The organism is Polynucleobacter sp. AP-Sanab-80-C2, assembly GCF_035012965.1.
Lineage (GTDB): Bacteria > Pseudomonadota > Gammaproteobacteria > Burkholderiales > Burkholderiaceae > Polynucleobacter.
This window is the reverse complement of record NZ_JAYGQS010000004.1, coordinates 1-14971: the sequence shown is the minus strand read 5'-3', so window position 1 is coordinate 14971 and position 14971 is coordinate 1. Positions and strand designations below refer to the sequence as shown.

The following is a 14971-nucleotide window of genomic DNA, read 5'->3' as shown; positions in this document are numbered from 1 at the left end:
GAGGATGGGCCTCCCCGCATGGTGGGTTGGATAACCTGGTCAGGTCGGGAACGAAGCAGCCAAACCCAATTTCTGCCAGTGCCGGGGGTTTGGCTCATCCACCCCCAGCCTGCCATTACTGCCATTACAAAGTGAGATCAAACATCCCTAATTGATGGGAATATAGGTCTGAGGTTTATTGAGATCGTAAAACTGCACCTCTTTGGCATTGGGATCAATCTTCTTAAAGTCAAACGCCAACACATTGGTGCTTTCAAACATCTTGACGTAATACATCCGATTTTTATTATCAGCAACCACAGTCCATTCTGTAATCTCAATGCCACCTGCCCCGCCACCATAAGCATTGCTTGCAGGCAAGCTAATCGCACCAGGAGGAATATCAAAGCTACCCAGAATATGCCAAGCGGTATTGGTATGCTGAGCAGTCGAGTAAGTAGTTGGTACGGACTTGGTTAAAAATAGCGCACGAATAAAGCGACTCGGACTGAGGTAGTCTCCTGGTAGGCCATGCAAACCGCTACCTGAGCTTGGTGGAACAAAACTAGCGCCATTAACCACCAAAGCATTGCGCTCAACATTGGTCAGATTTGCGTAGTTACCAATATTGTTGAGCTGCTCTCGAAAGGCAGGATCATTGGTCATCACCCCAGTTGGGTTATCGGTCATCACTAACTCGCCTTTCAGATACTCAATAACTAGGCTCTTACCCATCGCATCATGCAAGGTCATGCGGACAGGTGCCGATTGATTATGAAATGCCGGAATGATGGAGCGATTCACCAAAATCTTTGGAAAGCCGGCTTTGACTTCATCAATCGTTGCATAGTTGGTCAAGGCATAAGTGAGCATCTGCACTGACGCAATACTCTTCGCGGAATCGGCTGCTGGCACCGCCTGAAATACCGCGGTATTGGGAGCATTGAGTAAGCCACCGACCAAACCTTTTTCATTCATACCATCAACGAGTACTGGCAAACCCAAACCATTCATACCAGCGGCGGTATATTTAGCCGTCCAATTAAGACCTGTACCGGGTTTGCTATCCACGCCCACACCTTGCATAGCCGTATTTTTAGGAATAAGGGTGAGCTGCGACTTGAGCGCTAAACCAAACTCCATCGTTCTGCCATACACGTAACCGTTGTCATTGCCTTTGAGCAAAAAGCTTGTACAGGCATTACTGATTAAAGGTGTAAATGCCAAAGAAGCGCACACGCTAGTGGCGACGATTTTCTTGGTGAGTTGATTCTTCCAATTTTGTTTAACTTGATTTTGCACAGCTACCCCTTTTGTTGAAATGAGATGTTCTAATATTTTTACAGAAAGCAAAAGCGCGCTTAGGAATTGAGCGGATATTGGCAATGAATCGCCGGTCTATTAACTGGGCTATTGATATAGACCCATAGAGTTGCCAAGATCACGATAACCGCTAGCGCGAAGTATTTAGTTTTAGCTTGATTCATAGTGATTAGATTAACACTAGAATAGTTCAGGCATCGAGCTCGATCTTAAATAAGCTGCATGTGATCTGAAAGACTGGCTTCACCAGCCCCTTAATGATCTAGAAAATTATGGTCGATGAGTCAAAAGCCAATCTTTAAGCGCTAAATCAATTTTTGTTTGCCAACCCGCACCCGCCGCTTTGAATTGCTCTATGACTTCAGCCGATAAACGAATCGTTGTGAGTTTTTTGGGAGACTTACTCACGCTACCGACGGGTCTGCCACGCAATCGTTTCGCAAAAGCCTCTCGACCTTCACTTTCAGAAACAATCTTGCCACCTATACTCCACACAGCGCGCGCTAGATCCTCATCTGTTAACTCTGGGGCATCATCAGGATCAACCCACTCAACGCTGGTATTTTTTCTTTTCACGTTCATTTGCCTTCCTCATCGAGATCACTCTCATTTTCTTGTCACGCTTCGTCCAGACAAGCACAGTGAGACGATCATCTAAAAATCCGTACGTTATATAACGATGCTCACCATAATGACAGCGGGCATCCTCAATAGTTGCTGCAGCATCGGCAAAGACCTCTTCTGCACGAGCAAAATCCAGGCCACGCGCTATAAGAGTTTGTAAACGTTTCTGCGGATCAAACTCTATTGATCGATTTAATTGTAGTAACAAATTATTCGGCAATCAAGTAATTATTTGTAAATACAAACAATTAAAGAATGTGGAGGGTGCGCAGAATTCCCCAAATCATCCAAATGATTGCCAAAACTAGGACAGTTCGAGCGTCAAGCTGGATCTTGAATAGTTGTAACTGTCTGTGAGAACACTCAATAGATACGCGCAAAACTAACCTCCTATATAGAAGGTTTCAGCGTAGAGATATCACAAGGTAATAAATAGGGATGAAAGATGAATTGAGTGTAGGAAAGGAATTAAGCTTCCTACGCTCAATTCCTAAAGATTGCTTTTACAAATCTAAATGGCTGTCAAATAACTTATTACGGGTTGTTGTGAAACTATGAACCAGAGTAGAGGTGGAAAAGTTCTTGCTTAGAATGAGTTTGGGAAATGGAATAGTATTAAAAGTAATAAGTCATTACATACGCCCCCAATGTCGAATACAGGAAAACCTTGCCCTTTCTGCACTCTGCCTGCTGAGCGGATCATTAATTCCAACGCATTTGGGGTGACGATTCGAGATGGCTTCCCCGTCTCACTCGGCCATACATTAGTGATCCCCAAAAGACATGTTGGCTCCTGGTTTGAAATCAGCCAAGAAGAGCAGCAAGCCTTAATGGAGCTACTCACAAAAGCTCAAAAAGTTCTGGAACAAGAATTTAATCCCGATGGTTACAACATTGGAATTAACGATGGGCCGGCAGCTGGCCAAACGGTTCCTCATTTGCATATGCACCTCATTCCAAGATATAAGGGCGATCAAGAGGATGCTAGAGGTGGAGTGAGATGGATTATTCCTGAGAAAGCGAAGTATTGGAAATGAGTTCCGCGCCATCAGCCGAAGAGCAACTAGACTTCCTTACAAAAATCCAAAGACTCTTTAATGAGAGTGACTTTAGCTCTACTTATAAATACGCCCTTCTCATTTCTCTAGCGGACCTGGCAATTGAACTAGGCAAAGAGGATGACTCCCCGCTTGAATTGAGCAATAGACAAGTCGCCGAGAGATTTATTGAGCTGTATTGGCAACAAGCTACTCCCTATAAGACTTCAGAATCAAATGAAAGTGGCATTCTTTTCCAAAACAATGGTACTCAGGCTGCAATTGTTAAGGCCATTAGTGAATTCAGGCAGCAAAACAACTGCAATTCTTCGCAGACCGCTAAGCGCTCAAAGGAATATAGGAAGTTAGTGACTTCGGTTGCCTCAACAGCAGCAAAGCAGCCAATTAACTACTTACAAAATGTTGGTGGAGGAACCCTGCCTTTCTTATATGAGCGCAATCCGAACTCCATAACCCTTAAATCTGGGGTCGCCTATTGCTTGAGAAGATTCCAGCCATTAATTCAGCAGTTAGCTAGAAGTAGGTGGACTGACTTCATTAAGAAGAATACGAAAAACATTTCAATCCTCGGAGAGAAAGACGATCTCAACAGTTTCTTATTTGAAACCTCAAGAAAAACTCTAGCCTTCGTATGTAAAGGTCTAAAAGAGCTTTATGGAAACAAATGCTTTTATTGCAATAAATCAACATCAGAGCTTGAGGTTGATCACTTCATCCCCTTCTCCCTCTATCCCAGAGATTTAATGCATAACTTTGTCTTGGCTTGTCCCGCATGTAATAGAAGCAAATCAGACACCCTGGCTGCGAAAATGCATTTAGATAAGTGGGTTGAATTGATTACCAACAATTCCGAGGCGGTTGCAAAGATCGGGGAGCAAGCTGGAGTTTCTTCTAACTTGGAAACTAGTCTTGCGATTGCTAAATGGGGTTATGAAAGCGCTACCCTAAGTAATGGACTCACATGGAATAAGCAGGGCTCTTACGATAAACCAGACTAACTCTTCAGAAATAAATCTGGAATCTAGCTGGCTACTGAACTAATTAGCCACTAGAAAAATACCCCCTTCATACTTGAAGGGGGTGTTATCTGATTTAATGCAACAGCAGTTGATTCATGCGCTTGACAAAACTGGCCGGATCATTGAGCTGACCGCCTTCAGCCAATAAGGCCTGGTCAAACAAGAGATTGGTCCAATCATCAAAATGCTGATCATCGCCTTTGAGTTTTGCTAGCAATGGATGCTCTGGATTAATCTCCAATATGGGCTTCATATCCGGGGCATTTTGTCCTGCTGCTTTGAGCATGCGTAGTAAGTTACCAGAGAGCTCATTCTCATCAGCAATCAAACACGCTGGGGAGTCTGTTAAGCGGAAGGTCACACGCACATCTTTAACCTTTTCCTCCAAGACTTTTTTCATGCGCTCAACTAAGTCTTTGAACTGCTTCTCAGTCTGCTCATGCTCTTTCTTTTCTTTTTCGTCACTCAGACTTCCTAAATCTAAGCCGCCCTTAGCAACGGATGCCAATTGCTTGCCATCAAACTCAGTAATGAAGGAAAGCATCCACTCATCAACACGGTCAGATAACAAGAGGACTTCAACGCCTTTCTTGCGGAAAATCTCTAAATGCGGACTGTTTTTAGCTGCGTTGAAAGTTTCACCCGTGACATAGTAAATCTTATCTTGGCCTTCTTTCATACGCGAGACATATTCAGCTAAAGATACTGTCTGCTCAGCCGAATCAGTATGGGTGCTGGCAAAACGAAGGAGCTTGAGAATACGTTCTTGATTTGCTTGATCTTCGCCAACGCCCTCTTTGAGCACTTGGCCAAATTGCGTCCAGAACGTGCGATATTTTTCTTTCTTAGCCTCATCTTGATTATTAGCAAGTTCTTCAAGCATGCTCAGCACTCGCTTGGTAGAGCTTTCGCGAATAACCTTAATATCACGAGACTCTTGCAAGATTTCGCGGGAGACGTTTAGTGGTAAATCAACTGAATCAATCACGCCCGTGACAAAGCGTAGATACATTGGCATGAGCTTTTCAGCGTCATCCATAATGAAAATGCGTTTGACATACAGCTTGATACCGCCACGCTTATTGCGATCCCACAAATCAAACGGGGCTTTGCTCGGCACATAGAGTAGCTGGGTAAATTCACTCCTACCCTCCACTCGATTTAATGAATAGCACAGCGGGTTTTCATAATCATGCGATAGGTGCTTATAAAACTCGTTGTACTGCTCTTCTGTAATTTCTGACTTGTTACGAGCCCATAGCGCGGAAGACTGGTTAATGCTTTCTAACTCATCCTTTATAACCTGCTCTTTTTTATCAGCATCCCACTCCTCTTTACGCATCTGGATCGGCAATGAAATATGGTCTGAGTACTTGCGAATAATCGATTTAAGCTGATAGCTATTTAGGAAATCATCCTCTTCTTCGCGTAAATGTAAGGTAATAGAGGTGCCACGCTGCGGACGATCAATCGATTCAATCGTAAATTCACCAGAACCATCTGATTCCCAGCGAACGCCATCAGCTGCAGGCAAACCAGCGCGACGGGTATCCACGGTAATGCGATCAGCAACGATAAAGCCAGAATAAAAGCCTACACCGAACTGACCAATGAGGGCGGCATCTTTTTGCTGATCTCCAGAGAGCTTGGAAAAGAATTCTTTGGTGCCAGAACGGGCAATCGTGCCCAGGTTATTGATCACCTCTTCTCTACTCATGCCAATGCCATTGTCGGTAATGGTGAGGGTTCTGGCAGTCTTATCAAACTCGACTTTAATCTTGATGTCAGGGTCATCGCCATGCCAATCGGGGTGGGCAATACCTTCAAAACGCAACTTATCAGCAGCATCGGAGGCGTTAGAGATGAGTTCGCGTAGGAAAATTTCCTTATTGGAATATAAGGAGTGGATCATCAACTGCAGAAGCTGCTTTACTTCTGCCTGAAATCCTAAGGTTTCTTTAGTAGCAACAGTCATTTTTAGAATCCCATAAAAATATGAACTTTTAGGTATTTGGGGATGATTTTGCCAATTTCAAGGGCATTGCAAGATTACTTAGGCCGGCTTGTCACCTTGCAAGGTAATTCTGAGCATTAATCTTTCAAAGCCGTGATAGTCATTAATTGGGTTGTGCAATACACAGCGGTTATCCCAAAGCGCAATGGCATTTTTAGTCCAAGAAAACCGGCAGGTAAATTCAGGCTTGATTTGGCGCTCAAAGAGAAAGTTCAGTAAAGGCTGGCTTTCTTCTGGGCTCATCCCTTTGATGCCAATAGTATGAGCAATATTAATAAATAGGGATTTCTTACCAGTTTCAGGATGGGTTCTGACAATGGGATGCTCGGCTAGTAGCACTTCATTCGCTTTTGCGCTGCCATCATTTTTGATGCGATCTTCCCGCGTTTTAGAAACATCTGCCTTAGCTGAACTGCTAATACCAATCAGACCATCGAGCAATTGTTTCATCGTGCTAGATAAGGACTCATAAGCTAAATACTGATTGGCAAACATAGTGTCGCCTCCGTAAGGCGGAATTTTTTGAGATAGCAGCATAGAAGCCTTGGGGGGAACCTTGAGATAGGTAGTGTCCGAGTGCCAAATACCGCCAAAATTAACTTTCTCATGTTTTAATTTTTTCACTTCAATAATCATGGGGAATTCATTAAGTCCTTTTACAAAAGGATACTTAATGGGCTTACCTATTAAGCGAGCAAAATTGAGAAAATGTTTTGCGTCAATATCTTGATTACGTAAAAAAATTACTTGGTGATCTAAGAAAGCTTGTTTAATCGAATGAATTTCTTCTGAAGAAAGTTTCTGTTTCAAATCGATGCCACTAATCTCTGCACCTAAAGCACCAGAAATTTTTTTGATCGTTATATTAGCCATTTAGGGACTCCATCATCACTGCATAGAATTCGAATAAAGGAATGATTTCCCCATTCTTTATTTCTCAATTACTTTGAGTATACTGATTCAAATCAACCAGTTAAGCACCTGCTAAAGGAAATACTACATGAGATTAGGAATACTAAAAAAGGTCATTTTCTCTGCCCTACCTTTCCTTTTTATTGGTGGACCTATCTCAGAGCTGCGGGCAGATGAGTTCCCTAGCAAGCCCGTGAAGATTTTGGTTCCGCAAACACCTGGCGGCGCCTCAGATGCCTTAGCAAGAATTGTGGCTCAGAAATTAGGTGAAAAGTGGCAGCAATCGGTAGTGGTTGAAAATCGCCCAGGCGCTGGTGGTAATGTAGGAATGGAGTTTGTCGCTCTCGCACCTGCAGATGGCTATACCTTGCTGATGAGTTACGCAGGTTCTCACGCTATTAATGGCGCCCTTTATAAAAATTTACCGTTCAATGTGGAACGGGACTTCACCCCCGTCGCCACACTTGCAGTTTTACCTTTTGTCCTCACCAGCAAACCTAACGCACCTTTTAAATCAGCCAAAGAATTAGCGGAGATGGGTAAAACAAAAATCTTCACTTTTGGTTCTGCCGGTAATGGATCAGTCAATCATTTGCTGGGCGTGATGTTCAATACCACTGCTGGCATCAAGATGGAGCACATTCCTTATAAAGGTGCTGCTCCTGCCATGCAAGATTTGATGGGTGGACAAATTGATATCGTATTTACTAGCTTACCCTCGGTTGCAGGATCAATTAAGTCCGGAACCCTGCAAGCAGTTGCAGTGACTAGTGGTGTGCGATCCAAAAACTTTCCTACCATTCCAACTATTGCAGAATCGGGTTTTAAAGATTTTGATGTCACTCCCTGGTTTGGCTTATTTGCTCCAGCAAAAACGCCGCCCAATGTCATTCGCAAAATCAATCAAGATGTAGCGGAGGTTCTGCGAAATCCTGAAGTCATTGAGAAATTTAATTCTCAGGGTGCCGATCCTTTCATCACGCAACCCAACGAATTTGCCTTAATCGTCAAAAAAGATATTCAGAAATGGGGAGAAGTTGTCAGAACCTCAAAGGCGCAGATTGATTAATAAGCGAGATTCAGATGAGTTGCTTTTATTTTTCAAAGCTTCTTCTAGCTAAGTCATTTGATATTGTATTTCCGCCCTCTTGGATTACCAAGCATGCAACAATCGGCATCGCATGAATCAAGGTATGTTTTGCTTTACTCTGCAGCACAAAGGCATCAAAACTAATTTTTTGTATTAAGATCATTCGAACGATAAGCTTTGAACCATAAGCTGAAGATGAGGGTATATGCTTTCCGCGCAAGATAATGCATTTCTGGTCACTAGTGAACCCAATACGCCGATGGGTAATTATTTACGCTGCCATTGGCATCCGGTAGCTCTTTCAGAAGAAGTAGCAGCGCCGGATTGCCCTCCTATTCGCGTCAAAGTCATGGGTGAAGACCTATTACTGTTTCGGGATACCAATGGCAAAACCGGTTTAATCGAACCATTTTGCGCACACCGTGGCGCAGATCTTTTCTTTGGTAGAAATGAAGAGTGTGGCATTCGCTGTATCTATCATGGCTGGAAATACGACATTCACGGTAACTGTATTGATATGCCCAATGTCCCTAAAGATGCTGCCTATCATGGGAAGATCAAAATTAAAGCGTATCCCACGCAAGAGTTTGCTGACATGGTTTGGGCTTATATGGGTCCTGCAGACCTACAACCCAAAGACGTTCCCCAACTTGAAGTTGGCCTTGTTCCCCCTAATCAACGCTATGTCACTAAACGCTTAATCGAGTGCAATTGGGTGCATTCGATGGAGGGCGCATTAGATACTGCGCATTTCTCGTTTTTACATATGCCAGCCCCAGCATTTCTTAAAGACGACACTACGAATATTGCTGCTGATGAGAAACGCATCCGCTGGTTGCGCAATGACCCAGCCCCCCGTTTTAAGATCATTGAACATGCCGTGGGCTTTCTGATTGGTGGCGCTAGAAATGCTGATCCAGGAGACCACTATTGGCGCCTTACTCAATACATGTTGCCAACCCATTCCATCACTCCTTCAGCAATGCCCAATGAAACCTACTATGGTTACTCTTGGACGCCCATCGATGATCATCATTGTTGGATGTATGTCTATGCTTGGCATCCAGAACATCCCATTCCTGATGAAGAACGCAAAAAATATATCCAAGGTGGTTATGGGCAATTTGCAAAACTAGGCCCAGGCTATGTCCCTCTGCGCAACCGCAGCAATCAATATCTGATGAGTCGTGAAGAGCAAAAAACAATTACATTTACCGGAATTTCAGGAATTGCTGAGCAAGACCAGATGGCTCAAGAAAGTCAGGGCTATATTGTTGACCGCACCAAAGAAAATCTATCACCTACTGATGTTGGCATCATTCGTTTTAGAAAAATCTTATTAGAAGATGCGAAGGCTTATGCCAATGGCAAGAAACCGGAGTCTCCTCACCTGCCTGATGAATATTGTCTACGCGGCGGTGGAGCGCATACGAAAGCCAGTTTGTCCTTAGAAGAAGTAATGCAAGAGCGCTTTGACTCCACCACGGGAAAGGTTCATGATGCCAAGCACTAATATTTTTACTGTACTTTTTTTTAGTCTGATTACCTGCTTCTTTAGCATAAGTAGCTTTGCCCAAAATTATCCCAATAAACCCGTGACAGTAATCGTGCCTTTTTCTGCTGGCAGTGCTAGTGATGTGGTAACTCGTGTATTACTAGATAAGGTGAGTAACAATACTGGCACCCGTTTTGTATTTGATAATCGCCCGGCAGCAGGCGGTAATGTTGGAACTGCAGCGCTGGTGCGAGCTGAACCAGACGGCTATACGATTGGAATTAGCACCTCTGGCCCCCTGGCGATTAATAAAATCTTAAATCCGGATCTGGGTTACGACCCTGAAAAAGAGATTCAAGGCATCGCTGTGTTTGCAGTGTTGCCAAATGTGATTGTGGTGAGCTCAACCCTCAATATCAATACTCTTGGTCAGTTAAATGACTATGTACGAAAAAATCCTGACGTAGGTTATGGTTCTGTTGGTAACGGCAGCTCTCAGCACTTAGCCGGCGCCTACTACGAACAACTTGTTGGCGCCAAAATGTTGCATGTGCCCTATCGTGTTACCGCCAATATGGTGACCGATCTGGTAGCTGGTCGCGTTCCAACGAGTTTTCAGTTATTTCCCAATGTCGTTGGACAAATTAATAGTGGCAACGTCAAAGCACTAGCGGTTGCCTCTAATAAACGCTTAGCCGCTATTCCCGATGTGCCCACCGCCGCTGAAGCGGGCCTCAAAGGCTATGAATCTGCTGCTTGGTTTGCGCTCATTGCACCCAAAAACACCCCAAAATCTATTTTAGATAAGCTCAATAAGGATGTGAACCAAGCCTTGTCTGACCCCACAGTGCGTGCGAAGTTTTCAGAGCTTGGGGCAGAACCGATGATTGGCCCACCAGAAGATCTCAATAATTTGATGGCATCTGATATTAAGAAGTGGACTGCGATTATTAAAAAGGGTGGTATTACTTTAGAAAAATAATCTGCAGGCGGGATTACTCTTTTTTAAGTTCAGCCGACTGCACTACTGGTCGCAAACTAACGAGTTCTTTGGCAATAAATCCAGTGGCGGCAACTCCCGTGAGATTGGTAATGGGCTGAATGGATATTGAGTTTAATTTTTCTAATAACTCTGGGTTTTTGAGAGCCTTAGTTGTCGCCAATATCAAGGTATTATTCACTTGAGGCGACAGACCCTCAGGTGCTGAGACAATATTCCATAAAGCCGCTTGGAAATCTTTTAAGCCCGTTACCTCATTTACGGTCGGCACATCAGGAATCAAAGGAGATCGCTTAGAGGCCGCAATTGCAACAATTCTTAACTTTTCAGCACGATGTTGTTGAATTAATGAACCTAATGTGTCAACCGTCATATTGACTTGATTGCCAATCAAAGCAGGGATTGCTTGCGCGCTTCCTCTAAAAGGAATGTGCTGGATATCTAGCCCGCCTAATTCATACTTCAAGCGCTCTCCGACAATATGCAAATACGTTCCCTCTCCTGCTGACCCATATTGCAACTTGCCTGGGTTGATACGTGCATATTCAATGAACTCTTTCAAGCCCCCTTTGGTTGTTGGGCTTACTGCAAACACAATAGGCGCATCCCCAACCACGGCAATTTCTGTAAAGTCTTTGATGGAATCATACTGAGGCTTTGGATTAATTAAGCTGTACAGCACATGAGTGGAAGCAGTTCCAAATAACAAGGTATATCCATCTGGGGCGCTGTTTTTCACTTCTAAACTTCCAATTGCGCCACTGGCCCCGCTTTTATTATCGACAACTACAGTTTTTCCCAATTGAGTCGACAAAGCCTGTGCGTACTGTCTTGCAAATTGATCGGTAGGACCACCTGCAGGAAACGGCACTACTAAACGAATTGGTTTAACGGGGTATGCAGCAGATGGGCCTGCGGTCTGAGCAAAGCTCGCCGAGACGGCCAAATAAGATACCAACACCCATAACAGCGATTGCATCACTTTCATTACGATCTCTTATAGTTTTCCGTCATTCCAATTTTCTGCTGGCATCGGCGGCTCCGCAATAAAGCCAGCCGATTTAATGGACTCAATAGCGCAGTATTCATCTTTATCTGATGCATCACCACTAATTCCAACGGCGCCAATTGCTACTCTGTCTTGATTCACAATCAACACACCGCCTGGGGTAGGAATAAATCTGCCACCAGATGCAGCTGATAAAGCTGCTTGAAAACTAGGCCGATCAGATAATCTATCTCGGATAGTTCTAGTTGGCATTCCCATCCCAAGAGATGCCCAAGCTTTACCAATGGCAATATCGTGACGCAAGATACCACAACCATCTTCTCTTTTAAAAGAGACTACATGCCCACCAGAATCCAATACCACCACTGCCAATGGCAAAAGTTGATGTTTTGAACGCAATCTTAGAGCCTCATCAATGATCCGTTCAGCATCAGCTAAAGTAAGACTTGAATGATTTGCAATGAGCTTTTCAGCCATGGTTTTTGCTCCGGTTCACTAATTACTTTTATTTTTTAAAGCTTCTTCTAGCTGGGTAATTTTATTTTGCATTGCAGCCATCTTGGCATTGAGCGCGCCCACATTTAAGAAGGTTTCATCCGCTACAGGTGCTTTGAGGTTGTTACCCCAACCTAGCCAAGCTGAGTCATATACTTTGACCTTCTTAAAGCCTAAAGTCTTTAATACCACTGCCGTTTCAGCAGCGCGCACCCCGCTTTGGCAATACACCACTGTCTCTTTATCAGGATCGAGATTGGCATAGAGTTTTTTAAGATCTGTTTGATTTTTCAGTGCCATACCGGAGTTATCAGCAACCTGTTTTTTACCTAACTTAATCGCGGTTGCTGGATCTTGCCAGTTATCCTCAAAAGGAATGTTGATGGAATTGGGAATATGGCCACCGCGTATGGCTCTGACATCTTTGCCCGAAAATTCATCAGGGGTTCTGGCATCAATAATTTGCACAGACTTTGATTGAGCAATCTTGAGCATCTCCTCATTGCTAACTACTAACTGAGGCTGAGCTACTAGTGCGACGGATACCGGTGGTAAGGCTTGGCGCTCTTTTTGCATTGGTAAACCCGCTTGCTTCCAACCATCAATGCCATCGTGATAAATCTGCGCATTTTTTCCACCAAAGTAATTAATAGTGTACAAACCAAAATAGGCATAGGGATTGCCCCGCGCACCATAAACTACAATATCTTTATTCACATCCAATCCGGCACTGTTAAAGAGCTTCTGGATTTGTTCTGTAGGAATGTAGTCTTCCTTATTTGGATCGCGAAGTGTGCCACCGACTTCACCAATATTGATTGCGCCTGGGATGTGGCCCTCTAAATAACTCTTTTCATCACGCACATCCCAAATGATCGCACCGCGCGCAACTGCCTGCTGCATCTGATCGGTTTGGATGATGGCTATTTTTTGCTGAGCAAAAGCCAGGGAAAAAATAGATGCTAATACGATTGCTAAGATTGTCTTCACAGGAATTCCTTTGGGTTAATGGGGTTAACAATACACCAAGACATCAATTTCTAGAATAGTGCCATCTATTTATATGTTGCTAGTGCTGGACACTCACATTCAGATGATATCTAAGCACAATAAAAGTGCGAGGTGAAAGTGCGAAGCGGTAATTTTTACGGCTCTATCGGCGCGGTAATTCACATATTCACGTAATTGGATGAAATTAGTTACTTATTAAGCCTTTACAAGTGTAAGGCTTTGCTTTACACTTTGCTTTAAATCTTTAAAATAGATGGATGATTGAATCGTTTATACACAAAGGTTTAAAAGAGTTATTTGAAGACGGAAAAAGCATCAAGATTCAGAAAGCATTAGCAAACAGAATCATTCGACGTTTAGACGCCATTGACTCTGCTAAATCGCTAGATGATCTCAAGGTGCCGGGTTTTAATTTTCATGGCTTAGAAGGAGTTCCAAAACGCTATAGCATTCATATAAATGGCCCCTGGTGTCTCACCTTTGAATGGCGCGATGAGAATGCTTATCGACTTAACCTAGAAAACTATCACTAATATCATGCGAAAAAGATTACCTACCCACCCTGGCGCCATCTTAAGAGAGGATGTCTTTCCAACTCTTGGCATATCCGTCACAGAGTTTGCAAAGCATCTTGGCATCTCTAGGCAGACCCTTCATGCTGTTTTGGCGGAAAAAAGCTCGATCACTCCTGAGCTTGCTTTACGCATTGGCGCTTTCTTAGGTAATGGCCCACAACTCTGGATTGAGATGCAGTCTAAATATGATTTGTGGCAGGCAGAGCTTAAGTTGAAAAAAGTATTGCCCAAAATTACCTTATTCAAGCATTTGTTAGCTGCCTAGCTTTGCACTCATCACAGTAGTATTTGCCATTTTTCTCCCAAGCTTGAATACCGAGCTTCTTAGTGCACCAGTAGCAATATAGATTTGTTGAGGGAATAAATTTCCTACTTGCTAAATCTGGCAACTCAGAATTGACTGCATATTGCGATAAATGAACTTCAACTGCCTTGGGCTTTAACAGCGCAATTATCCATCTCCAAGTCTTGGGGATGAGTCGGTAATGAAAGATTGCGTAGATGCAAAATATCCCCAATAAAATAAAACAACTGTTAGTGGGTTTTGCGCCATCCACTCCAAGATAGCTATTACCGCTAGGTAAGCAATATAAAGACCAAGGATTGCCATGAGATACGGCCAGATGGCGGCCAATATCAATATCGAAATGATGGTGCCAATGATCGAGCCACCACTACCACCGGAGTCATTGTTACCATCATCATAATCAGACATGAGTTCTTCCCTTTAAGCGATTAGACCAATGCCAAACTTGGTTCGCTTAATGGAGCACTGCCTCCGATACCTCAGGCTTTGCCTCAGGGTTCTTCTTTTGGTTTGACACCAAGAACTCTTTCGTTTCTAGCGCGACCGTAAGATAAGCGTCGGTAGCATTTCTAAATGCTTCATGAGCATCTTCTTTGCTAAAAATATAGGTTAGGCTAAAGATCAGATTGTCTGCATCTTCACCATCAACTGTGACGGTATTGCCGGCATCGTTATCAACTACCCGCAAGCCCCTACAGAACTCTGGTTTCTCGCCATCCACCCAACTCATATCGAGGCGATCTATATCAAACCGCAGGCTACGAAATAAGTTATTGATAGTAAAACGGGCACCATTTAAGTATGTGTAATCACGCATAAGACCTCCAATATCAATTGATTAATCTCTACTACTCAATTATCAAGATTGGGAGGTTCAAATAATGAGCTTGTGGTCTCTTTTTGATCCATTTGCCCAATAAAAAACCCACCAAATGAACTGACCCCCAAAAGTTGGACGCTATGTCCAACCAAGGGGGTTTTGTTTTATGAGCAAGTACAGCAAGCAGTTCAAGCTAAAGGTAGTTAAAGAGTTTCTAAAGTCAGGTGGTCTTAAGCGGGT

17 protein-coding genes and 1 other RNA gene are annotated in these 14971 nt (G+C 43.5%); 8 read left to right on the top strand and 10 right to left on the bottom strand.

All coding sequences use genetic code 11. From position 1 onward, the window contains the following. Positions 1-3: 3 nt before the first annotated feature. Positions 4-102: signal recognition particle sRNA small type (ffs, locus tag VC178_RS07195), an RNA gene on the top strand. Between the two features lie 45 nt (positions 103-147). Here ffs and VC178_RS07190 read toward each other — a convergent pair. From VC178_RS07190 to VC178_RS07180, 3 genes are all read right to left on the bottom strand, one after another. After that, positions 148-1281 carry a linear amide C-N hydrolase gene (locus VC178_RS07190; protein WP_323482056.1) on the bottom strand — a complete coding sequence of 378 codons (1134 nt, stop codon included), beginning with the start codon at positions 1279-1281 and terminating at the stop codon, positions 148-150. Between the two features lie 291 nt (positions 1282-1572). Next, the gene (locus VC178_RS07185; protein WP_216176670.1) at positions 1573-1884 is read right to left on the bottom strand and encodes a BrnA antitoxin family protein; all 312 of its coding nucleotides are present in this window, start codon (positions 1882-1884) and stop codon (positions 1573-1575) included. Continuing rightward, on the bottom strand, positions 1853-2134 hold the full coding sequence (locus VC178_RS07180) for a BrnT family toxin (RefSeq protein WP_323482055.1): 282 nt from the start codon (positions 2132-2134) through the stop codon (positions 1853-1855). The genes VC178_RS07185 and VC178_RS07180 overlap by 32 nt, the downstream gene beginning before the upstream one ends. Positions 2135-2573: 439 nt before the next feature. Here VC178_RS07180 and VC178_RS07175 point away from each other — a divergent pair, with 439 nt between their 5' ends. Together VC178_RS07175 and VC178_RS07170 are read left to right on the top strand one after the other, a co-directional pair. After that, positions 2574-2963 carry an HIT family protein gene (locus tag VC178_RS07175; RefSeq protein WP_323482054.1) on the top strand — a complete coding sequence of 130 codons (390 nt, stop codon included), beginning with the start codon at positions 2574-2576 and terminating at the stop codon, positions 2961-2963. Next, positions 2960-3982 (top strand): HNH endonuclease, encoded by a 1023-nt coding sequence (locus VC178_RS07170; protein WP_323482053.1) that lies wholly within the window; start codon positions 2960-2962, stop codon positions 3980-3982. Before VC178_RS07175 ends, VC178_RS07170 begins: the two co-directional genes overlap by 4 nt. Positions 3983-4076: 94 nt before the next feature. Here VC178_RS07170 and htpG read toward each other — a convergent pair whose 3' ends face one another. Both htpG and VC178_RS07160 read right to left on the bottom strand, forming a co-directional pair. After that, complete coding sequence (gene htpG / locus VC178_RS07165; protein WP_323482052.1) at positions 4077-5978, bottom strand: molecular chaperone HtpG; 1902 nt, start codon at positions 5976-5978, stop codon at positions 4077-4079. A gap of 78 nt (positions 5979-6056) precedes the next feature. Then, a complete protein-coding gene (locus VC178_RS07160) occupies positions 6057-6890 on the bottom strand; it encodes a TauD/TfdA dioxygenase family protein (RefSeq protein WP_323482051.1) in 834 nt (277 codons plus the stop codon). A gap of 127 nt (positions 6891-7017) precedes the next feature. Here VC178_RS07160 and VC178_RS07155 point away from each other — a divergent pair, with 127 nt between their 5' ends. From VC178_RS07155 to VC178_RS07145, 3 genes are all read left to right on the top strand, one after another. Beyond that, positions 7018-7998, top strand: a complete 981-nt coding sequence (locus VC178_RS07155) for a tripartite tricarboxylate transporter substrate binding protein (RefSeq protein WP_323482050.1) — start codon at positions 7018-7020, stop codon at positions 7996-7998. Between the two features lie 226 nt (positions 7999-8224). Next, a complete protein-coding gene (locus VC178_RS07150; RefSeq protein WP_323482049.1) occupies positions 8225-9532 on the top strand; it encodes a Rieske 2Fe-2S domain-containing protein in 1308 nt (435 codons plus the stop codon). Between the two features lie 82 nt (positions 9533-9614). Further along, positions 9615-10496, top strand: coding sequence for a Bug family tripartite tricarboxylate transporter substrate binding protein (locus VC178_RS07145; protein ID WP_323482048.1), 882 nt, complete (start codon positions 9615-9617; stop codon positions 10494-10496). Between the two features lie 13 nt (positions 10497-10509). On the opposite strand, the gene VC178_RS07140 is transcribed toward VC178_RS07145, so the two are convergent. The 3 genes from VC178_RS07140 to VC178_RS07130 are packed head-to-tail and all read right to left on the bottom strand — an operon-like array spanning position 10510 to position 13008. Further along, entirely contained in the window at positions 10510-11502 is a 993-nt protein-coding gene (locus tag VC178_RS07140) for a tripartite tricarboxylate transporter substrate binding protein (protein ID WP_323482047.1), read from the bottom strand. Positions 11503-11511: 9 nt separating this feature from the next. Further along, the gene (locus VC178_RS07135; protein ID WP_215318260.1) at positions 11512-12000 is read right to left on the bottom strand and encodes a GlcG/HbpS family heme-binding protein; all 489 of its coding nucleotides are present in this window, start codon (positions 11998-12000) and stop codon (positions 11512-11514) included. A gap of 18 nt (positions 12001-12018) precedes the next feature. Continuing rightward, positions 12019-13008: a sulfurtransferase gene (locus VC178_RS07130; protein WP_323482046.1), complete on the bottom strand. Its 990-nt coding sequence runs from the start codon at positions 13006-13008 to the stop codon at positions 12019-12021. Positions 13009-13286: 278 nt separating this feature from the next. Here VC178_RS07130 and VC178_RS07125 point away from each other — a divergent pair, with 278 nt between their 5' ends. Continuing rightward, the gene (locus VC178_RS07125; RefSeq protein WP_215294995.1) at positions 13287-13562 is read left to right on the top strand and encodes a type II toxin-antitoxin system RelE/ParE family toxin; all 276 of its coding nucleotides are present in this window, start codon (positions 13287-13289) and stop codon (positions 13560-13562) included. 4 nt (positions 13563-13566) lie between these two features. Beyond that, positions 13567-13869: a HigA family addiction module antitoxin gene (locus VC178_RS07120; RefSeq protein ID WP_215294997.1), complete on the top strand. Its 303-nt coding sequence runs from the start codon at positions 13567-13569 to the stop codon at positions 13867-13869. Positions 13870-14055: 186 nt separating this feature from the next. Here the strand turns inward: VC178_RS07120 and VC178_RS07115 are convergent, their stop codons facing one another. Together VC178_RS07115 and VC178_RS07110 are read right to left on the bottom strand one after the other, a co-directional pair. Then, positions 14056-14319 (bottom strand): hypothetical protein, encoded by a 264-nt coding sequence (locus VC178_RS07115; RefSeq protein WP_323482045.1) that lies wholly within the window; start codon positions 14317-14319, stop codon positions 14056-14058. Positions 14320-14365: 46 nt separating this feature from the next. Further along, entirely contained in the window at positions 14366-14728 is a 363-nt protein-coding gene (locus VC178_RS07110; protein WP_323482044.1) for a hypothetical protein, read from the bottom strand. Positions 14729-14971 lie beyond the last annotated feature (243 nt).